This window comes from Nocardia niwae NBRC 108934 = DSM 45340 (genome assembly GCF_001613465.1).
GTDB lineage: Bacteria > Actinomycetota > Actinomycetes > Mycobacteriales > Mycobacteriaceae > Nocardia > Nocardia niwae.
Genome location: NZ_BDCK01000023.1, coordinates 193419 through 211143, shown reverse-complemented (window position 1 = coordinate 211143; position 17725 = coordinate 193419). Strand labels below are relative to the sequence as shown.

The window sequence follows — 17725 nt, the reverse complement described above, 5'->3', positions numbered from 1 at the left end:
GTCAGGCCCGCCCCTCCCGTTCGGCCCGGCCCACCGGACACACCGCGGATCGCGTGCAGCAGGCGCGGTCGCACAGCCGGCACAACAGATCCGCACTGCCGATCTCCCTGTACAGCCGGGCGAGCAGCTTGTCCAGCAGCTCCGTCAAAGTGTTGCGTTCTTTAGCGTCGAGTGCGGACACCAGCTCGGTCAACGGCCGGGCACGAGCGGCGCTGATACTGCGGGCGGTTGCACTGCCGGTCGAGGTCAAGCGCACTTCCACCGTCCGCCCGGCGCCCGGCGAGCGGCGGGCCAGCCCGGCGGCCTCCAGCGCCTCGACCATCCGGGCGGCCGCGGACTGCGTCAGGCCGACTCGTCTGCCCAGTTCGGTCACGCTGATTCCCGGCGATTGCGCGAGCGTCACCAGGGCGCCCGCGCCACTGCTGCTGACCGCACCGGCACTGTGCACCTCGGCGAGCATCACATCGTTGATCGCGAGCGCCGCCGCGCCGAGCAGGTTCGCCAGCCGATCATCATGCATGACTCATGCATAACATCGACCAGCGGGCGGCTGTCAACCCTCCGCAGCCGGAAGCGACGCGCCGTCGCGGCTCCTGCGGACCGATCAGGAATCGAGAAGTACTGATCACCGGACCTGGCTAGCGTCTTCACCACCGACGCCCACCCGGCGGATCACCGGGAGTTACCCAGACGAAGAGGAGAACTCATGAATTGGAACAAGCGGATCCGGCAGACACACCGGTGGCTGGCCGTCCTCTTCACGGTGATCTTGATCTTCACCGTCGCCGTCCTGGCTCTGCAGGGTCCGGTCTGGATGTCCTACATACCGCTTCCCCCGCTGGCCCTGCTGCTGTTCTCCGGGCTCGGACTGCTCGTCTTGTTCTACCGGACGACACGGCGTGACCGGGCGGCCACGGCCACCTCGCCCCGGCGGATCCAGGTCGCGCGTGCGTCGGGGAACGCACCGCGGGTGCGGCGGCTGCACCGCTGGTCGGGCATCGTATTCCTCGTGACCGTCCTCGCCACATTCGTCGCCTTGGCGCCCGAGGATCCGATCGTCTGGGTGTCCTACCTGCCGCTTTTCCCGCTCGCCGCGCTGCTGTTCTCCGGCCTGTACATGCTGGCGCTGCCGTTCGCCGCCAAGCGCCGCGCCGCGGCGACCGAGCCACAGCCGGGGTTGCCGACCACGCCCTAGTCACCGACCGCACGGCACCATCCGCGTCACGAGGGCGGGGCCGCCGAGCGGAATCCCGGCCATCCGGCCGAGAGCGATATCGTCGAAGCATGCGATCCCGGCCGCTGACTCTGATCCAGGACGATCTCGTCGACTACGACAAGGCCATGGAACGCATGGGCGAATTGGTCGAAGAACGCCACAGCGGCGCACGGCCGGATACGTTGTGGCTGCTGAGCCATCCGCCGGTCTACACCATCGGGCGCAGGACGCCGCTCGATCACCTGCCCGATCCGGCCCACCACATTCCGGTCGTGGAAACCACCCGCGGGGGCCAGCTCACCTATCACGGCCCCGGCCAGCTGGTCGGTTATCTCATCGTCCGGCTCGACTCCGGCGAGGGCGTGGTCGACTACATCCGGGAGGTCGAGTTCCGCCTGATCGAGGCACTCGGCCACATGAACGTCCTCGCGGAACGCCGCGACACCCCGCCCGGCTCGGAACTGCTCACCGGGGTGTGGACCACCCGCACCGCCCGCAAGATCGTCTCCATCGGGATGCGCCAGAGCCGCGGGATCACCAGCCACGGCTTCGCGCTGAACGTGAACGGCGATCTCGAACCGTGGCACTGGGCCGTCGCCTGCGGGCTTCCCGACGTCGACATGACCTCCGTGGCGCGCGAGACCGGGGCAGCCACCATGGACCAGGTGCGCCCGATCGTCGCCGCCGCGTTCGAGGCCGGCTGATCGGTCGGCGCGCCGCGATCACAGGATCTCTTGCAGCACGCTCGCCCGCGTCAGGCGCGCGCCGCCGGCACCAGGCGCGCCCGCGGCGTCAAGGCGCGCATGCTCGTTTTCACGACGTTCGCGTAGGCGGCGGTCGCGGCCCGATCCGTGGGCCGCAAACGGATATCGAGCAGTTCCCGGGTTCGCTCGTGCAGCAGGGTCCGCACCGCGAAGTCGGGAAGCGCGCGGGGCACCCAGGCGTCCGGACGCAGCAGTTCCGGCGCGAGCCTGTCCCCGTCCGGGGTGACGACGAGTTCGGTGGCGCACACGGCGGCCAGGTAATCCTGGAAGTCCGCCCAGGTTCCCGGCATGTGCCGCGCCGAGATCCCGTAGCGCCGGTACCACTCACAGCATTCGGCGTAGAGCGTCTTCTTCTCGTCGAGATCCAATGGGCGAATAAACGTTTCGATGGCCGCGAAGAGGGTGTCGACGTAGGTGGCGTGCTGGAAGAAGAACAGCTCTGGGGTCAAGCCGCTGTAACGCCTGCCCCGGCTGTCGACCCCGTGCACCACCCCGTGCCCGTACAGGATCGCCGGGTGCGGATCGCACAGCGTGTACGCGAGGTAGATCATCCGCGACACGGTCCGCTTCTTGTGCGCCCACAAACTGCTCGGCGCGTGCGCGACGATGGCCGCCGCGACCGACGGGTGCAGGATCTGCAATCCGACCGCGCGGGGCAAGGTCAGGGCGAAACGGCGGTCGCCGAGATAGCGACCGAGCAGGGAATCCCGTTCCAGCGGAGTGGATTTCATTCACGCAGCCTTACCCGCGCGACGACCGGGGCCAGCCTGCGCGGAATCCACCAGTCGCCGGTGCCCGCTATGCGCATGGCGGCGGGAACGAGGACCGTGCGCACGAGGGCGGCGTCGAGGACGATGGTGTACGGGATGCCGCTTCCGCGCACCGCCACCGAAAACTCCGTAGCCGCCGCAATTGAGGAACTCGCGACCGTCGGTGGTCCACAGCCGCGTCCGCTCGGAGCGATGCTTCACCATGCCGCCGAGCAGGCTGCCCAGCTGCGCACGAGCCCTGCCGAGATGCTGCCCGATTGTCCCAGAACCGCGAATTTCGTTGCCATACAACACTTTCCGTGTCATTTTGAGGGCTCCCTCGCATACCTCCGAGAACATGAGAGAGACTAAGTTTCACTCTCTCACAGAGTCAACTCGGACGAGATGCCCGATGCACTGAACGACCGGCCATCAAGGCCGCGAGCTGGTCGGTTGCGACTATCTGTGACGCGGACCACAACCGCAGGTCACAGCAAATTCCCGCCGCCCGGGCGACGCCAACGGAAGCCGGCTGGGACTCCAGCCCCGCGTCGGGGCGCCACCCTCCGTAGGCGGCATTATGCGTTACCAGACGTATCCCAAACGCAGATACCCGCGATGCTGGCACAGCACAGAATCCGCGCGTCGATTCGCGCTGGTCGCCCGGCGTGGGAAGAATGCTCGCAATCGCGAAAGTAATTGTCCGCCTGGGGATAACGCGCCATATGGAGCGGACGGGGATGACTGGAGAAATAACGGTGGTACTGCTGTGGGTGGCGATCGTCGGCATCGTCGTGGTTCTGCTCGGCGGTGCGGCCGCGGCAATGGTGTGGGATCCCGATTCCCGCCGGAGAACCCGGGCCGCCGAGAGGGGCGTCGCGCTGCCGTTGGCGAGCATGCCGCCCGGGGACGACAGGTGGCCGCGCCGGCGCTGACGCGTCCGCCGGCCGCGCGGCAGGCCTTCCCGCCGCATCCGTCGAGCTGATCGGCCCGCCGCGAAGCGAGTAATGTTGCCGGAGAGTTGCTATCCCTGTCGCATGTCGCGCTTCCGAGTGCCCGCGCACCAGGTACGGTGCGAAATACGAGCAACACGCTGGGCCTTCGCGGGCGCTGCGCACGACACTGGCACCGAGAACCCCGAACAAGACGGAGGTGCGGCAGTGACAGAAGCTACGACCGGGCCGTGGCCGGCGTTGCGGGTGGACGATTGGACGCCAACGCGAGAGACGCTGCACATGTGGACGCAGATCATCGGCAAAGTCCGGCTCTCGCACGCTCCGCTGGTCAACCATTGGTGGCAGGTCACCTTCTACGTCAGCCCGAGGGGTCTGACCACCTCCGCCATCCCACACCCGGCGGGGTGTTTCGACATCGAATTCGATTTCCTCGATCATCGGCTGCACATCCGGTCCAGCGACGGCCGCACCCGGCAGGTCGCGCTCGAACCCAAGCCGGTCGCCGCCTTCTACGCCGAAACCGTCGAGGCGCTGGAGGAACTCGGCATTCCGGTGCGGATCCAGGCCAGTCCCAACGAGGTCGAACCCGCCATCCCGTTCGCCGAGGACTACGAGCATCGCTCCTACGACGCGGCAGCCGCCACGTTGTTCTGGCGGCAACTGCTCGCCGCCGATCGCGTCATGCACGAGTTCCGCTCACGCTTCATCGGCAAAGTGAGCCCGGTGCACTTCTTCTGGGGAGCGATGGATTTGGCGTGCACCCGATTCTCCGGCCGGGCGGCTCCGCGACACCCGGGTGGCGCGCCCAACTGCGGCGACTGGGTCATGGTCGAGGGCTACTCGCACGAACTGAGCAGTTGCGGCTTCTGGCCGGGCGGCGGGGCGGAAGGCGCCTTCTACGCCTACGCCTACCCGGAGCCCGAGGGATTCGCCGAGTACCGAGTCGGTCCGCGAGAAGCGTTCTACAGCAGGGAGAACGGCCAGTTCCTCCTCCCCTACGAGGCAGTACGCACGTCCGCGGCGCCCGAGCGTGCGCTGCTCGAGTTCCTCGATACGACCTACGCGGCGGCCGCCGAACTCGGCCACTGGGACCGCGCCGCACTGGAGGCCGACCCGGACCGCTGGCGGCACGAACGCGGGTCGCACCATCGTTACCAGCCACGAAGGTGACCCGCTCCGCCGCGTGAGCGATGGGCGGGGGCCGCACGCGTTCGATCCAGCGGCGGATGAGCCTCCCGTGTGCGTACGACGCGCACTCATGTTTGAGACGCACGCGGCGTGGGTTACCTGAACAACGGCACGTTGTACAGGGCAAGATCGGGTCGGCAACCGCCCCGCCGGATCACCGCTGGTCAGAGCGGCATCTTCCCACTCATGGGAGTGATCGGCGCCATCGTCTCATCAATCAATGTATCGTTATATGACGGCACGTTAATGGACGGGATTAATCTAATGCACAACACGAGCAATCGCGTGACAGTGCGTCGAGTGGTGGCCTCGGCGCTGATCGGTGGGGCGGTCTTCACAGCGGCGGCGGTCGCTGCGCCCGAACCCTCGGTGACCACCACAGCGGACCGCTACTCCCACAACCCCGCCGACAAGCGCGGTTCCGGAGTGGGCGAGCGCGCCAGGAGCAGCAACCACGGTGGCTACCACGGTCGCAACGAGCGTCCGTGCCAGTACACCCCCGAGGGCTACTGCACCGGAGGACGCTGACCCGGATCACTCGCCCCCGCGGCGAGCCGGATCTCCAGGGCGGCCCGAACGGGCCGCCCTTCCGCGTGGCATCAGGCCGCGGCCGGACCGTAGTCCAAGTGGACGACGCCGTTGGCGTAGACCTCCTGTTGTTTGAGCGCGAGCTCGGTGGCGTCGACGCCGTCGCTCCACAGCCGCTTGCCCTTGCCGAGCGCGATCGGGTACACGAACAGGTGCAGGTCGTCGACCAAGCCGTCCGCGAGCAGCGCCCGCACCAGCGTGCCGCTGCCGCTGACGTAGATGGCGCCGTCGATCTCGTCCTTCAGCTTGCGGATGACATCCGCGTCGTAAGCGCCCAGACGGGTGCTGTTGGCCCACTCCGCCTGCGGCTCCCGCGCACCTACCACATACTTGATCGTGTCGTTGAAGAACGGCGCGCCCGGGTCGTCCTCGGCGGTGCGGGTCGACCAGGCCGGGGCGAACATCTCGAAGGTGGTGCGGCCCAGCAGGATCGCCTTCGACGCCGAGGTGATCGCCCCGAGGGTCTCCCCCATCTTCGGGTCGAACCCGTACTCGAAGGTCCAGGACGGATCCTCGAACACCCCGTCGAGAGCGATGAATTCGTGCACTGCGATGGTGCCCATCAGTTTTCCTTTCCGGTACGGCGGTCGCCGGGTGCGGCCGGTCTCGCTGTCGAGAACGACTCTGCTGGCACCGCCTTACGATTTGTTTACGGTCGGTCCGTCACCGGCGCACCGACATGATTCGCGGTTGCTTTCTACCGCACGAACGGCGTCTCGGCCCGTGCCGCGCGCAAGGCGCGCGCCCACCACAAGAGCTGGTCGACGGCGGCGTCGACCGTCTCGTCCAATTCCGCGTCGCGCCGTGGCCAGCTGCCATCGCTCGCGAAGCGCTGCCAGGCCTTGGTGATGGTCACGGTACGCCGGATGAGGACGGCGTTCAGCTCGCCGAATACCGGCCGCAACTGGGCGGCGGCGTGACCGCCGTCGACGTCGCCGCCGTACCCCACCACCGTGACCGGTTTGGCGGCCCACTCCGTGCCGAACCAGTCGATGGCGTGCTTCACCGCGGCCGGGAAGCTGCGGTTGTACTCCGGAGTGACCACGACGAACGCGTCCGCGGCGTCCAGCCGCACGCCGAGAACGCGGACGGCGGGCGGGAGCGGCTCGTCCGGATCGGTCAGCCGATCGGGCAGCCCGGTCGCCGCGAGATCGATCCGGTCCAGGTCCACTCGGCGTCGTTCGAGCCGTCCGGCGAACCAGTCCGCCACCGTGGGACCGAAACGGCCGGTGCGGGTGCTGCCCACGATCAACGCCACCCGCACCGGCCCGGAGGAAGTCGACGCAAGGTCCTCGCAGGCGGTGTGCGTCTGCTCGACTGCGCCTGTGCCGGCACCGGTCCGGGGTGTAGCGGTAGTGGGTTTCATGTCGGGCTCTCTCTCCGCGAGTTCGGTGTCCGGCGTTCCCACTGTGAGCGCACCACCTTCCGATTTGTTTGCGGTCGGCTTCCGGCGCCACTGGCATAGGCTGCGGCCATGCGTTTCGGGGTGCTCGGTCCGTTGACGGCCTGGACGGACATGGGCGCCGTGGTGCCGATTCCGGGGGCCAAGGTGCGGGCGCTACTGGCCGATTTGCTGGTCACCCCGGGCCAACCGGTGCCCGGCGACCGGCTGATCGACGACATCTGGACCGACGGCCCGCCCGGCAATCCGGCGGGCACGCTGGCGGCCAAGGCCTCGCAGCTGCGCAGGACGTTCGAAGACGCCGAACCCGGGGGTCGGGACCTGGTGGTCTCGCCGCCACCGGGGTACCGGCTGGCCACCGCCGACATCGACGCGCAGGAATTCCGCGCGTTGATGGCCTCCGCTCGCTCGGCGACCGATGCGGCCGAGCGGGTCGACGCCCTCACCGCGGCGCTCGCCCTCTGGCGCGGTCCCGCGTTCGCCGATTTCCGGGACGCACCGTTCGCCCAGCCCGCCATCGCCCAGCTCGAGGAGCAGCGTTTGGTGGCGGTGGAGGAGCTGGCCGAAACGCGGCTGTCGCTGGGCGACTACCGGGAGGTCGCCGGCGAGCTCACCGCGTACGTGGCGGCGCACCCGCTGCGCGAGCGGCTCCGTGCCGCTCACCTGCGCGCGCTGTACGGCGCGGGAAGACAGGCCGAGGCACTGGACGGCTACGAGCAGCTGCGCAGGCACCTCGCCGACGAACTCGGCATCGATCCCAGCCCGGAGCTGGCCGGGTTGCAGCGCGCGATGCTGGCACAGGAGCTGCCCTGCGCCGCACAGCCACCGGAAACCGTGGTGGTCCGGCGGCGCAACTCGAACATCCCGGCGCAGCGCACGGAGTTGATCGGTCGCGACGCCGACCTCGCGCAGTTGCGCGACGCCGTCGGCAACGCCCGGCTGGTCACGCTGACCGGTCCCGGCGGGGTGGGCAAGACGCGCCTGTCGCTCGCCGCCGCGGCGGCGCTGACCCACCGCTTCGGCAACGGCACCTGGCTGGTGGAACTGGCCGCGCTGCAACCGACCACGACCGATGGCGCGACGTTTCTGGCGGACGCCGTGGCCGGTGTGCTCGGCATCCGTGCCGCGGACGGCGCCGACCCGACCGCGGTGTTGTGCGAGGCGCTGGCCGACCAGGAACTGCTACTGGTGCTGGACAACTGCGAGCACGTGATAGATCGCGCCGCCGACCTGGCCGAGGAACTGCTGGGCGCGGCCCCCGGGCTGCGCATCCTGGCCACCAGCCGGGAGCCGCTGCGACTGCCCGGCGAAGACGTCGTCGCGCTGCAACCGCTGGAGGTGCCCGCCCGGGACGCGGCGCTCGACGACATCGCCCGAACAGGGGCGGTGCGCCTGTTCGTGGCGCGAGCCCGTGCGGGCGACCGCGATTTCGCGCTCGACGCCGACACCGCCGCGCCGGTCGTAACGCTGTGCCGCAGGCTCGACGGCATACCGCTCGCCTTGGAACTGGCCGCCACCCGGGTGCGCGCGCTGGGGGTGCACGAGATCGTCGCCCGGCTCGATGACCGGTTCAAGTTGCTGGCCACCGGGCATCGCGGCGTGCCACCGCGGCAGCAGACCCTCGCGGCGATGATCGACTGGAGCTGGGGACTGCTGGATGACACCGAGCAGGCGGTGTTGCGCAGGCTCGCGGTGCACGCGGGCGGGTGCACCTTGGCGGCCGCGGAGGCGGTCTGTTCCGCGGGCGACGATCCGGCCGTGGACGCGTCGATGATCGCCGACGTCGTCGGCAGGCTGGTCGACCGGTCGCTGGTGCACCCGGCCGGGCGCCGCTACCGCTTGCTGGAATCGGTCGCCGCGTTCAGTCTCGATCGGCTGGCCGAGGCGGGCGAGTCCGACGCGGTGCACCTGGCCCACCATCGATACCACCTGCGGCGGGCCGAGCGTGCCGAGCCCGAGCTGTACGGCGCCGACCAGCGTCGCTGGTTACGGCGGCTGGACGACGACTCGGCCGATCTGCGCGCGGCGCTGGACGGTTTCCTGCACGCGGGGGACGCGGATCGAGCGCTGCGGATGGTGAACGCGCTCGCCTGGTACTGGCAGCTGCGCGGGCGGCTGACCGAGGCGCGGCGCTGGCTGGACGCGGCGCTGGCGCTGGGCGGCTCGCCGCGCCACCGGGCGCGGGCATCGGCGTGGAGTGTCGGATTCGCCTTCCAGCAAGGTGAATTCGGAGACGGACCCGCCGAGCGCGCAGCGGTGTTCGCCTTGTACGACACGGTGGACGATCCGGCCGGGCGGGCGCGCGCCGAACTGTTCCTCGGGTTCTCCGCGCTGGAGTCCGGCGACGTGCTCGAGCTGGAAGCGCTGCTGCGCAAGGCGCTTCCGGTCTGCGAGGAGCTCGGCGACCGCTGGGGCGTGGCGTCCGCGCATGTGGCGCTGGCCAAGGCGGCGCACAATCGCGTCGACCTCCCGGCACTGGAACGGCACGCGCGCACGGCCGCGCGGCTGTTCGCCGAACTCGACGACCGCTGGGGCCGGCTCCAGGCCGCCGAGTGGCTCGGCGGGCTGGCCGAACTCACCGGTGAACTGGCTTCCGCCACCGACATCCACGCCGAAGCGCTCGGTCTCGCGCAGGAGCTGGAACTGTGGGGGCAAGCGTGCACACACCTGTGCTGGCTGAGCTGGATCGCCATGCAGCACACCGAGTTCGACCGGGCGCGGGCACTCGGCGAACAGGCGCAGCGCATCGCGGCCGAGCACGGGTACGAACCCGGCCGGCTGTTCGCCTCGATCGTGCTCGCGTTCGTCGCGCGGCGTGACGGCCGAGCCGACGCGGCGGAACGTATCCTGCGCGAGTTGCTGGCGCTGCCCTCGGCCGCGGGCGACGAGACTCCGCTGTTCCTGCCGATGCTGCAGGTCGAGCTGGGTTACATCGTGGAGCAGCGTGGCGACCTCGGCACCGCGTGCGAGTTGTTCCTGACCGCGTTCGACGGCGCACAGCGCATCGGCGCGCCCCGCGATACCGCCTTCGCTTTGGCCGCGCTCGCCTCGGCGCTGGCCGCACTGGACCTGCCGGAGGCCGCGGCCCGGCTGCTCGGCGCCGCCGCCGCGGTGCGCGAAGCCAACGGCATCGCGCTGCTGCCCGCCGAACGCCCCGACATCGATCGTCCGGCGAACCTCGCCATCGCGGCACTCGGCGAGCGCGCTTTCGCCGAGCACCACATCGCGGGAACACGATCGGCTCCCGTCGAGGCGCGTGACCTGGCAGCCGAGGCCGTACTCGGAATCGCCGCCCCTTGACGCACACGTGCGGCGCCGCCGCGAGGTGGCGGTTCGGGAAAGACACCGGCCCGACGGTGGACGTCGAGCCGGTGGGTCATGAATCCGAGCGGGAGCTCAGCCGATGATCGCGTTCATGATCGTGCCCGCGCTGGTCGCGACCGCGCCACCGGCCATCGCGCTGGCGACCATCTTCGGCGACTGGAGACTGCCGCCGTTCCATTTCTCCCACGCGAACCGGCCGCCGCCGTAGGTGATCGCCGTGATTCCGGACAACTGCACCAACCAGGTGAAGTAACGGCCCATCTGCATCAGTTTGTCCGCGAGCGGCGGCTCTTCCGCGGTCGGATTTTCGAACTGCTGCGCGATCACGGTGTCGTGCAGCGCGGCGAGAATCATGCTCACGTTCGTGCTCCTTTTCGCATGCCGAGGTGATGCCGGAGACAGATACGAGCGAAAGAACCGCGCCACCGAGGAAGTCCGGCGCGCGACGGGCACTGCGACGCCCACGGCCGCCGATCCGGCGGTCCCGTGTCGTGTCCCGCTTTCCGGACGATCGCGGGAAAGTCGTGACAAGATCAATTGAACCGCACGGCGGGAATGTATTCCCCGCGACACACCGCGCCGCGCATGATCGAACTCACAGCCGCCGGCCCTGCCGGACGAGGCTGCGACCTCTAGGATTTCACTAGGTGCGGGACCGACATGTCGGTGCAGTGCGGCGCCGAACCTTCCGCTGAGATCACCGTGACCGCGGGGAGGGCATAATGCACACCGCTTTCTTGATTCCACTGCTCATCACGCTGTTGATCGTCACCGCGACGGCCATCGTCGCCGGCTACGCCACTGTTTTCGCAGCCTATTGGTGCGAGCTGCGCGCCACCGAAAGACACGGCGGCCGGCCGAATATCTCGCCGCGCTGACATTTCCTCGAACATGCCGGACGGGCCGGGGATCCTTCGTCGCCCCGGCCCGCCGTTCATCCCATCAGACCGTTACGCCGGATTTCGCCGTCACCGTCTCGCCGATCCACGGCAGCACCGCGTCCCGTACCCGCACCGTCCGGGGCAGCAGGCCGTTGGCGGCCAGCAGATCGGCCGCGTGCTGCTGCTCGTCGAGGAATTCCTCGGAAACGGGCTCGATGCCGAAGGGCCTGCCGCGCAGCGCGGCTTCCCACGCGTCCAGGCTCGCGGTTGCGCCGCGGGCTGTGACGTCGTCGACGAAGTATTGCGCGGCCGCGCGCGGGTTGTCCTTGATCCAGGCGTCCGATTGCTGCAAAGCGGTGATGATCGCCGTGAGCGCCGCGGGGTCGCCTTCGGCGAAGTCCCGGCGGGTGAACCACAGCGAGGGGTGGCTGAACAGCGACTCGGTGTCCACGAGCGTCCGCAGTTCGGCGGCCGCCTCGATCGTGGCCAGGCCCGGGTACGCGCCGACCCAGGCGTCCAGGTCGCCGCGCAGCAGCGCCGCGCCGCCGTCGTGCACGTCGATGTCCACCGGCTCGATGTCCTTCCAGGCCAGGCCCGCGCGGTCCAGCGCCAGCAGGGCGAGGGTGGTCTGCCAGGAACCGTGGGCGATGCCGACCCGCTTACCCTTCAGATCCAGCACAGTCTCGATGCCGGAATCGGCTTTGGTGACCAGGCGGCCGTTCTCCACCCGCGGCCCGGAGATGCCGACGTAGACGATGTCGCGCCCGTTGGCCAGCGCCGTCACCGGCGGGGTGAAGCCTGTGCCGATGAAATCGTAGCCGCCCTCGAACAGATGATCGGAGTGCAGCGACGGCAGTCCCGACCTCGGGTCGACCGGCGCCGGGCGGGGCAGGTCGCGCAGGTCGACCCAGTCCACGTCGGGCAACAGGTTCTCCAGGATGCCGCGGTGGCGCAGGACGAACAGGGAATTGTTGTGCGGGAAGTAGCCGACGCGAATGGTCATGATCGCTCCTCGATTCGGATAGGGGTGCCGGTCAGATCAGGCCGCGGCGGCGGGCCTCGTCCGCGAGGCCGGTGCGGCCCCACTGCGCCGCGAGGTTGGACGGATCGAATTCCACCGAGCCGCCGAGGGTTTCGGCGATCGCCTGATACTGCGCGCCCTCCTCGAGCAGCACGACGAACTTCGCCAGCTCCAGCAGCCCCGCGCGGCCGATGACGTTCGCGCCGCCGTTGGCCTCGAAGATCGCGACCAGGTCCGGGTCCTCGACCAGCGTGGACAGGATGAATTCGCCCGCGCCGACGCTGCGGTCGATGTGCGGCGGGATGGCCCTGGACAGGGTGAGCCGCTGCGCGGCCGCGTAACGGATGGGGAGCGTGCGATGGGTCTGCGCCCACCCGCCCAGCCACGGGGTGTGGATGTGCACCACGGAGGTGATCTCCGGATGCGCGCGGAACACCTTGGCGTAACCGGTGACGAACCCGGCGGAGCCCGTACCGGACACCACCTCGCCGTCGAAGGTGGCGATCACCGGCGCGACGGCGCGGTCGTCGGCCCACGGACCCGGTTCGTTCAAGGCGACGGCGATCTCCGCGCCGGGAACGCGCTCGACGAAGTTGACGGTGCCGTTGCCGGATACGGTGCCGGTCTCCCGGAACACCCGGAAGGCCTTCTCGGCGTCGCGGGTCGCGGCGGCGACGAAAGTGGTGACGGACTCCGGCAGCCGGGTCTCGGTGGTGGTCATGGCTTCTCCTGAATCATCGTGCGGGGGAAAGGGATGCGGCGGGGGCCGCCGCGGTGAGCCGGGATCGGCCGAGCAGCGGGAGCACCTCTTCGCCGACGCGGTAGGCCTCCTCCAGATGCGGGTTGCCCGCGAGGATGAACGCGTCGACGCCGAGTTCGACCAGCTCGTCGAGCCGCTGCGCCACCTGCTCGTAGCTGCCGACCAGGCCGAATGCCGGGCCGCCCCGGATCAGGCTGAAGCCGCACCAGACATTGGGCTGGACTTCCAGGTCGCGGTAGCCGGTGATGGTCTCCGGCACCCACCCCTGGATGCGGGCGGCGCCGACGGAATCGCCCTTGGCGGCCCGCTCGGCGGCGCCACGGTCGACGAAAGCCCAGCCCTTCTCGATCTCCGCCCAGGCCGCCTCCTCTGTGTGCCGAGCCAAGATGTCGATACGTACAGCGAATTTCGGTGTGCGGCCGATGTTTTCGGCGTTGGCGCGCACACCGTCGAACTTGGCGCGCAGGTCGGCGAACGGCTCCAGCCAGGACAGGTAGTAGTCGGCGTGCCTGCCCGCGGCCCGCACCGCGGCGGCCGAGGACCCGGAGAAATACACCTCGGGGAACGGCTGCCCGGCCATGCCCGGGGCGAGCGCGGCGCCCTCGGTCCGGAAGAACCGGCCGTCGTGGTCGTAGGGGTCGCCGTCCCACACGCCCCGCAGCACGTCGAGGAACTCGCTGGTGCGGGCGTAGCGATCGTCGTGGGCGACCTTGTCGCCCCACCACAGCTGAGCGGGTCCGCCGCCGCCGCTGATGATGTTGTAGACCAGCCTGCCGCCGGTCGCCCGCTGCAGGCTCGCCGACATCCGCGCCGCCTGCACCGGATGCAGGAAGCCGGGCTGGAAGGCGACCATGAAGCGGTAGGTGGTGGTCTCCCTGGCCAGCGCAGCCGCGACCGCCCACGGATCGTCGGTCACCGGGAACGACGGCAGTAGGCCGCCGAGGAAACCGGCCGATTCCGAGGCCTTCGCCACGGCCGCCATGTGGTCGATGTAGCCGTAGCCGTCGAGGGCGCCGCCACGGATGGCGGGGGCGATATTGCCCGGTCCGTAGCCGTTGGCGTGGCCGCGGTTGTAACGGCGCGGCGTGCGCAGCGACGCGTGGTCGCCCTCCATGCCGATGCGCCAGTAGATGTCGATGGTCATGCGGTTGCCTCCTGCGCGGTCAGCGTTCGGGCGACCGGGTCGGCGAGGAACAACAGATGCTCGCCCACGCGGTGCAGTTCCTCGATGTGCGGGTGCCCCGCCAGCACAACGCTGTCGACACCCGCTTCGGCGTAGGACGAAAGGCGCTGCGCCACTTGGTCGTAACTGCCGACGAGGCCGATGGTGGCGGCGTAGCCGAGGTCGGCGAATCCGGTCCAGCGTCCGTCGCCCAGATCGTGTTCGCGTGCGTCCGGGCCGTCCGGGCGCACCTCACGCCACAGCCGTTCGACGCGGGCCCAGGCCTCGTCCTCGGTTTCCCGCGCGACGACCGGCAGTTCCAGCCCGGCGCGCACCGTCCGTCCCGCCGCGGTCGCGCGCTCCCGCAGAGTGGCGATCGCGGTGCCGACGCCCGCCGCGGTCTCGGTGAAGACGTGCACGTCGCCGTGTTCGGCCGACAGTTCGAGCGCGGCGGCGGAATCGCCGGTCAGGTAGACCGTCGGGAACGGCAACCCGGACAGGATGCCGCGGAAGCCGCCGTCGATCACGTCGTAATACGCGCCTTCGTAGTGGAACCCGGTGCCGGCGAATCCCGCCGAGGGCACCGGGGCGTCGTTCCATACGCCCCGGGCGACGGTGAGGAACTCCGCGGCTCTGGCGTAGCGGTCCGCTCCGGTGACGCGATCACCGCGTGCTCTCGCGTCGGCGGAATCGGTGTCCACGGCCAGTTGCCAGGCCAGGCGTCCGCCCGAAAGGCGTTGCAGGGTGGCGGAGATCTTTGCCGCGTAGACCGGGGTGCCGAAGGCGGGCTGGAACTCGACGACGACGCGGGAGTGCCGGGTGCCGCGCAGCGCACCGCCCGCCACGATCCACGATTCCTCCCCATCCGGGTCGTACGGGGCGAGCACCCCGTCCAGCCCGGCCAGCTCGGCGGCGTCGATGATCTGGGCGAGGTCGTCGAACGGGCCGAAGCGTCCCGGCCGCAGGTCCGTCGCGGGCGTCAGCGGCGCGGGTCCGCCGAATCCGCCGCGATTGCGTTGTCTCCCGGCTGCGTGGCGGCCGTCCCCACGGGAAGGCAAGCGCCACAGGAACTCCGTCATGCGGGGACCTTCCCCGAGGCGACGAGTTCCTTCGCCCGGGCCAGCGGCTCGTGCGCGACCCACGAGTCCAGGTCGAAGTCGGCGGCGAGGAAACCGTGCGCGTACAGGAATTGCTGCTGCGCGCCGATCAGCTCGATCCGCTCCTGCGACAGCGACGGGTGCAGATCCCGGTGGAAGTTCTCGCCGTACGCCGCGATCACGCCCTCCGGGCCGGACAGTGTCTCCCGCTGGAGCACGTCCCGGACACCGGCCAGGTTTCCCGCGGCCCAGTCGGCGGCGCGCAGGCTCTGGGCGAGGAATTCGACGACCACCTCCGGGCGCGACTCCAGCAGATCCGAGTGCACGGTGATCGGGCGCGGCGTGCCGTTGTTCACCCGGAAGCGTTTGGCCTCGGTGGCGTCCAGGTCCACCGCGACGCGCAGGCCGTGCTCCCGCGCGACCTCTTGGGCGCGGGCGCCTTTCACGTAGATGGCGTCCACCTCGCCGCGCAGCAGTTCCCCGACGCCCCAGGTGACGACGCGGCGATTCGCCTGGACTTCGGTGCGCACCTGCGGATCGCGCTCCACGCCGATCTCGACCACGCGCACGTCGGCGAGGGTGTGGCCGCCGAGCCGCAGGGCGTTCGCGAATCCGTGCAGAGCCATCGCGCGGGGGAAGCTGCGCGCCCGGTCCTGGGCCCATGCCGGTACGCCGACGCGCAGCCCGGCCAGCTCGGCGGGCCCGCCGACCGAGGACTCCGGGCCGACCAGGATTGCCTGCGCCTCGTCGATCCAGGTCAAGCCGATCAACCGGGTCGGCGAGCCCTGGGCGCGCGCCGCCAGGGCCGGAACGTTGCCGCCCTCGCGGATCAGTCCGGACAGGTCGTGCAGGAAGTGGTGGCCGGCCAGCTCCGGCCCCGCGTCCTGGAGGACGCCGAACTCGAGCCCCGCTCGCGCGGCGGCGTCGCCGAGCCAGCCGAGGCTGTGCGCGAGCCCGCTCGCGGTGGGCACCGGGCAGCGGGTGTACCAGAGGGTGTCGGTCATGAGGCACTCCTTGCAGCGGTCGTGGTGCGGCCCACGCCGAGTTTCGTGAGGAAAAGGGACTGGTAACGCAAGGTTTCGGGGTCGGCGCGGTCGCGCGGCCGGGCCACGTCGATGTCGACGTCCACGGCGAAGCGCCCCTGGTCCAGGATCAGTACGCGGTCGGCCAGGCGAATCGCCTCGTCGACGTCGTGGGTCACCATGAGCACGGCCGGGCGATGCCGGGCGACCAGATCGCCGACCAGGTCCTGCATCTGCAGGCGGGTCAGCGCGTCCAACGCCGCGAAAGGTTCGTCCAGCAGCAGCAATTCGGGCTCGCGGACGAGGGCGCGGGCCAGTGCCGCGCGCTGTGCCTCGCCGCCGGAGAGCGTGGCGGGCCATTGCCTGGCCTTGCCGTCGAGGTTGACCTCGGCCAGTGCGCGCAGCCCGGCGTCGCGGTTGTGCCGCGAACGGCGCTGCCCCACGATGACGTTCGCCAGCACGCGTTTCGACGGAATCAGCCGCGGTTCCTGGTAGACGGTGGTGCGGCGGCCCGGCACGAGTATCCGTCCCGCGTCCGGCGCTTCGAGGCCGGTGAGCAGGCGCAGCAAGGTGGTCTTGCCGGTGCCGCTCGGCCCGAGCAGGACGACGAACTCACCGCGGCGGATGGTCAGGTCCACGCCGTCGAGCACCGTCTTCGCGCCGAACGACTTGCGCAGGCCGGTGATCGAGACCGCGATCGGTTCCTCCGCCGCGGGCGCGGTGGTCGCCTCGGCTCCGCGTTCGGTGACGGTGGTCATCGGATCGCCACCTGACCACGCCAGGGCATCGCGAAGCGCTCCGCCAACCGGACCAGCCCGTCGAAGACCAAACCGAGCAGCGCGTACAACACGACGCACAGCACCATGTAGTCGGTGCGGTTGTACTCCTGAGCCAGCGTGACCAGATAGCCCACGCCTTCCCTGGTGCCGACCTGCTCGGCCGCGATCAGACCGGTGATGCTGATCGACAGGCACACCCGCAGCGCCATCAGCACGCCGGGCAGCGCCGAGGGCAGGATGACCTCGAGCACCAGCCGCGGGCCGGTCAGCCCGAAACTCCGTGCGGCCTCGACCATCTTGCGGTCGACGTTGCGCACGCCGAGATACGTGTAGGCGTACATCGGTGCCACCGTCGCGACGGCGATGAGCAGCACCTTGTACAGCTCGTCGATGCCGAACCAGGCGATGAACAGCGGCACCAGCGCCAGGAACGGCACCGCGCGCAGGATCTGCATCGTCGAATCGACCAGTTCCTCACCGAGACTCGACAGACCCGACAGGAGGCCGAGCGTCAGCCCGATGGCCACGCCGATGCCGACGCCGAAGGCGGCGCGCACGAACGACGCGGCCGCGAAGTCGAGCAACTGGCCGGTGCCGAGCAGCTCGGTGAACGCCGTCCACACCGCGGGCGGCCCCGCCAGCACGCGCTCGGAGAGCGCTCCGGTCGCGGAGCCCACCCACCAGCCCGCGACGATCAATGCGGGAAGCAGGAACCGCAGCGGCACCGAAAACCATGTGGGCCTGCGCCTCCCGGCGCGGCTACGGGGCGGGGCGAGCTCGGTCGGCACCGGCCCCGCCGCGGCGATCGCCGCCATC

The 17725-nt window shown here is 70.0% G+C and carries 20 protein-coding genes; 7 read left to right on the top strand and 13 right to left on the bottom strand.

Annotated features, from left to right (window positions below; genetic code table 11):
- Window position 1 precedes the first annotated feature (1 nt).
- Window positions 2-520, bottom strand: coding sequence for a MarR family winged helix-turn-helix transcriptional regulator (locus tag NNI01S_RS15940; RefSeq protein ID WP_063020877.1), 519 nt, complete (start codon window positions 518-520; stop codon window positions 2-4).
- Between the two features lie 186 nt (window positions 521-706).
- On the opposite strand from NNI01S_RS15940, the gene NNI01S_RS35595 reads away from it, so the two are divergent.
- Both NNI01S_RS35595 and lipB read left to right on the top strand, forming a co-directional pair.
- A complete protein-coding gene (locus NNI01S_RS35595; RefSeq protein ID WP_063020876.1) occupies window positions 707-1195 on the top strand; it encodes a hypothetical protein in 489 nt (162 codons plus the stop codon).
- An 89-nt stretch (window positions 1196-1284) separates the two neighbouring features.
- Entirely contained in the window at window positions 1285-1920 is a 636-nt protein-coding gene (gene lipB / locus NNI01S_RS15930) for a lipoyl(octanoyl) transferase LipB (RefSeq protein ID WP_063020875.1), read from the top strand.
- A 50-nt stretch (window positions 1921-1970) separates the two neighbouring features.
- On the opposite strand, the gene NNI01S_RS15925 is transcribed toward lipB, so the two are convergent.
- The gene (locus NNI01S_RS15925; protein WP_063020874.1) at window positions 1971-2711 is read right to left on the bottom strand and encodes an oxygenase MpaB family protein; all 741 of its coding nucleotides are present in this window, start codon (window positions 2709-2711) and stop codon (window positions 1971-1973) included.
- Window positions 2708-2869 carry a hypothetical protein gene (locus NNI01S_RS34535; protein ID WP_157114816.1) on the bottom strand — a complete coding sequence of 54 codons (162 nt, stop codon included), beginning with the start codon at window positions 2867-2869 and terminating at the stop codon, window positions 2708-2710. The genes NNI01S_RS15925 and NNI01S_RS34535 overlap by 4 nt, the downstream gene beginning before the upstream one ends.
- A 600-nt stretch (window positions 2870-3469) precedes the next feature.
- Between NNI01S_RS34535 and NNI01S_RS15920 the strand changes: the two genes are divergently transcribed.
- The 3 genes from NNI01S_RS15920 to NNI01S_RS15910 all read left to right on the top strand — a co-directional run bounded on the left by NNI01S_RS15920 (window position 3470) and on the right by NNI01S_RS15910 (window position 5401).
- On the top strand, window positions 3470-3664 hold the full coding sequence (locus NNI01S_RS15920; protein ID WP_157114815.1) for a hypothetical protein: 195 nt from the start codon (window positions 3470-3472) through the stop codon (window positions 3662-3664).
- Window positions 3665-3889: 225 nt separating this feature from the next.
- Entirely contained in the window at window positions 3890-4855 is a 966-nt protein-coding gene (locus tag NNI01S_RS15915; RefSeq protein WP_281180637.1) for a DUF5996 family protein, read from the top strand.
- Between the two features lie 303 nt (window positions 4856-5158).
- Window positions 5159-5401, top strand: a complete 243-nt coding sequence (locus NNI01S_RS15910; protein WP_157114814.1) for a hypothetical protein — start codon at window positions 5159-5161, stop codon at window positions 5399-5401.
- Between the two features lie 71 nt (window positions 5402-5472).
- Here the strand turns inward: NNI01S_RS15910 and NNI01S_RS15905 are convergent, their stop codons facing one another.
- Window positions 5473-6024, bottom strand: coding sequence for a dihydrofolate reductase family protein (locus tag NNI01S_RS15905; RefSeq protein ID WP_063020870.1), 552 nt, complete (start codon window positions 6022-6024; stop codon window positions 5473-5475).
- 134 nt (window positions 6025-6158) lie between these two features.
- Window positions 6159-6827 (bottom strand): NADPH-dependent FMN reductase, encoded by a 669-nt coding sequence (locus NNI01S_RS15900; protein ID WP_084488845.1) that lies wholly within the window; start codon window positions 6825-6827, stop codon window positions 6159-6161.
- Between the two features lie 108 nt (window positions 6828-6935).
- Here NNI01S_RS15900 and NNI01S_RS15895 point away from each other — a divergent pair, with 108 nt between their 5' ends.
- On the top strand, window positions 6936-10163 hold the full coding sequence (locus NNI01S_RS15895) for an AfsR/SARP family transcriptional regulator (protein WP_063020868.1): 3228 nt from the start codon (window positions 6936-6938) through the stop codon (window positions 10161-10163).
- Window positions 10164-10259: 96 nt separating this feature from the next.
- Here NNI01S_RS15895 and NNI01S_RS15890 read toward each other — a convergent pair whose 3' ends face one another.
- A complete protein-coding gene (locus NNI01S_RS15890; protein WP_063020867.1) occupies window positions 10260-10541 on the bottom strand; it encodes a hypothetical protein in 282 nt (93 codons plus the stop codon).
- Window positions 10542-10909: 368 nt separating this feature from the next.
- Here NNI01S_RS15890 and NNI01S_RS34530 point away from each other — a divergent pair, with 368 nt between their 5' ends.
- Window positions 10910-11065, top strand: coding sequence for a hypothetical protein (locus tag NNI01S_RS34530; RefSeq protein WP_157114813.1), 156 nt, complete (start codon window positions 10910-10912; stop codon window positions 11063-11065).
- Between the two features lie 64 nt (window positions 11066-11129).
- Here the strand turns inward: NNI01S_RS34530 and NNI01S_RS15885 are convergent, their stop codons facing one another.
- Genes NNI01S_RS15885 through NNI01S_RS15855 form a run of 7 tightly spaced genes read right to left on the bottom strand, consistent with a single transcriptional unit; the run spans window position 11130 to window position 17724 of the window.
- Complete coding sequence (locus NNI01S_RS15885) at window positions 11130-12071, bottom strand: ABC transporter substrate-binding protein (RefSeq protein ID WP_063020866.1); 942 nt, start codon at window positions 12069-12071, stop codon at window positions 11130-11132.
- A gap of 31 nt (window positions 12072-12102) precedes the next feature.
- Window positions 12103-12810, bottom strand: a complete 708-nt coding sequence (locus NNI01S_RS15880) for a class II aldolase/adducin family protein (protein ID WP_063020865.1) — start codon at window positions 12808-12810, stop codon at window positions 12103-12105.
- A 13-nt stretch (window positions 12811-12823) separates the two neighbouring features.
- Window positions 12824-13993, bottom strand: coding sequence for an LLM class flavin-dependent oxidoreductase (locus NNI01S_RS15875; RefSeq protein WP_063020864.1), 1170 nt, complete (start codon window positions 13991-13993; stop codon window positions 12824-12826).
- On the bottom strand, window positions 13990-15090 hold the full coding sequence (locus NNI01S_RS15870; protein ID WP_063020863.1) for an LLM class flavin-dependent oxidoreductase: 1101 nt from the start codon (window positions 15088-15090) through the stop codon (window positions 13990-13992). The genes NNI01S_RS15875 and NNI01S_RS15870 overlap by 4 nt, the downstream gene beginning before the upstream one ends.
- Window positions 15087-16112 (bottom strand): ABC transporter substrate-binding protein, encoded by a 1026-nt coding sequence (locus NNI01S_RS15865; RefSeq protein ID WP_063020862.1) that lies wholly within the window; start codon window positions 16110-16112, stop codon window positions 15087-15089. Before NNI01S_RS15865 ends, NNI01S_RS15870 begins: the two co-directional genes overlap by 4 nt.
- Window positions 16109-16888: an ABC transporter ATP-binding protein gene (locus NNI01S_RS15860; protein WP_063020861.1), complete on the bottom strand. Its 780-nt coding sequence runs from the start codon at window positions 16886-16888 to the stop codon at window positions 16109-16111. The genes NNI01S_RS15865 and NNI01S_RS15860 overlap by 4 nt, the downstream gene beginning before the upstream one ends.
- Window positions 16885-17724 carry an ABC transporter permease gene (locus NNI01S_RS15855; RefSeq protein ID WP_063020860.1) on the bottom strand — a complete coding sequence of 280 codons (840 nt, stop codon included), beginning with the start codon at window positions 17722-17724 and terminating at the stop codon, window positions 16885-16887. The genes NNI01S_RS15860 and NNI01S_RS15855 overlap by 4 nt, the downstream gene beginning before the upstream one ends.
- Between the last annotated feature and the right edge of the window lies 1 nt (window position 17725).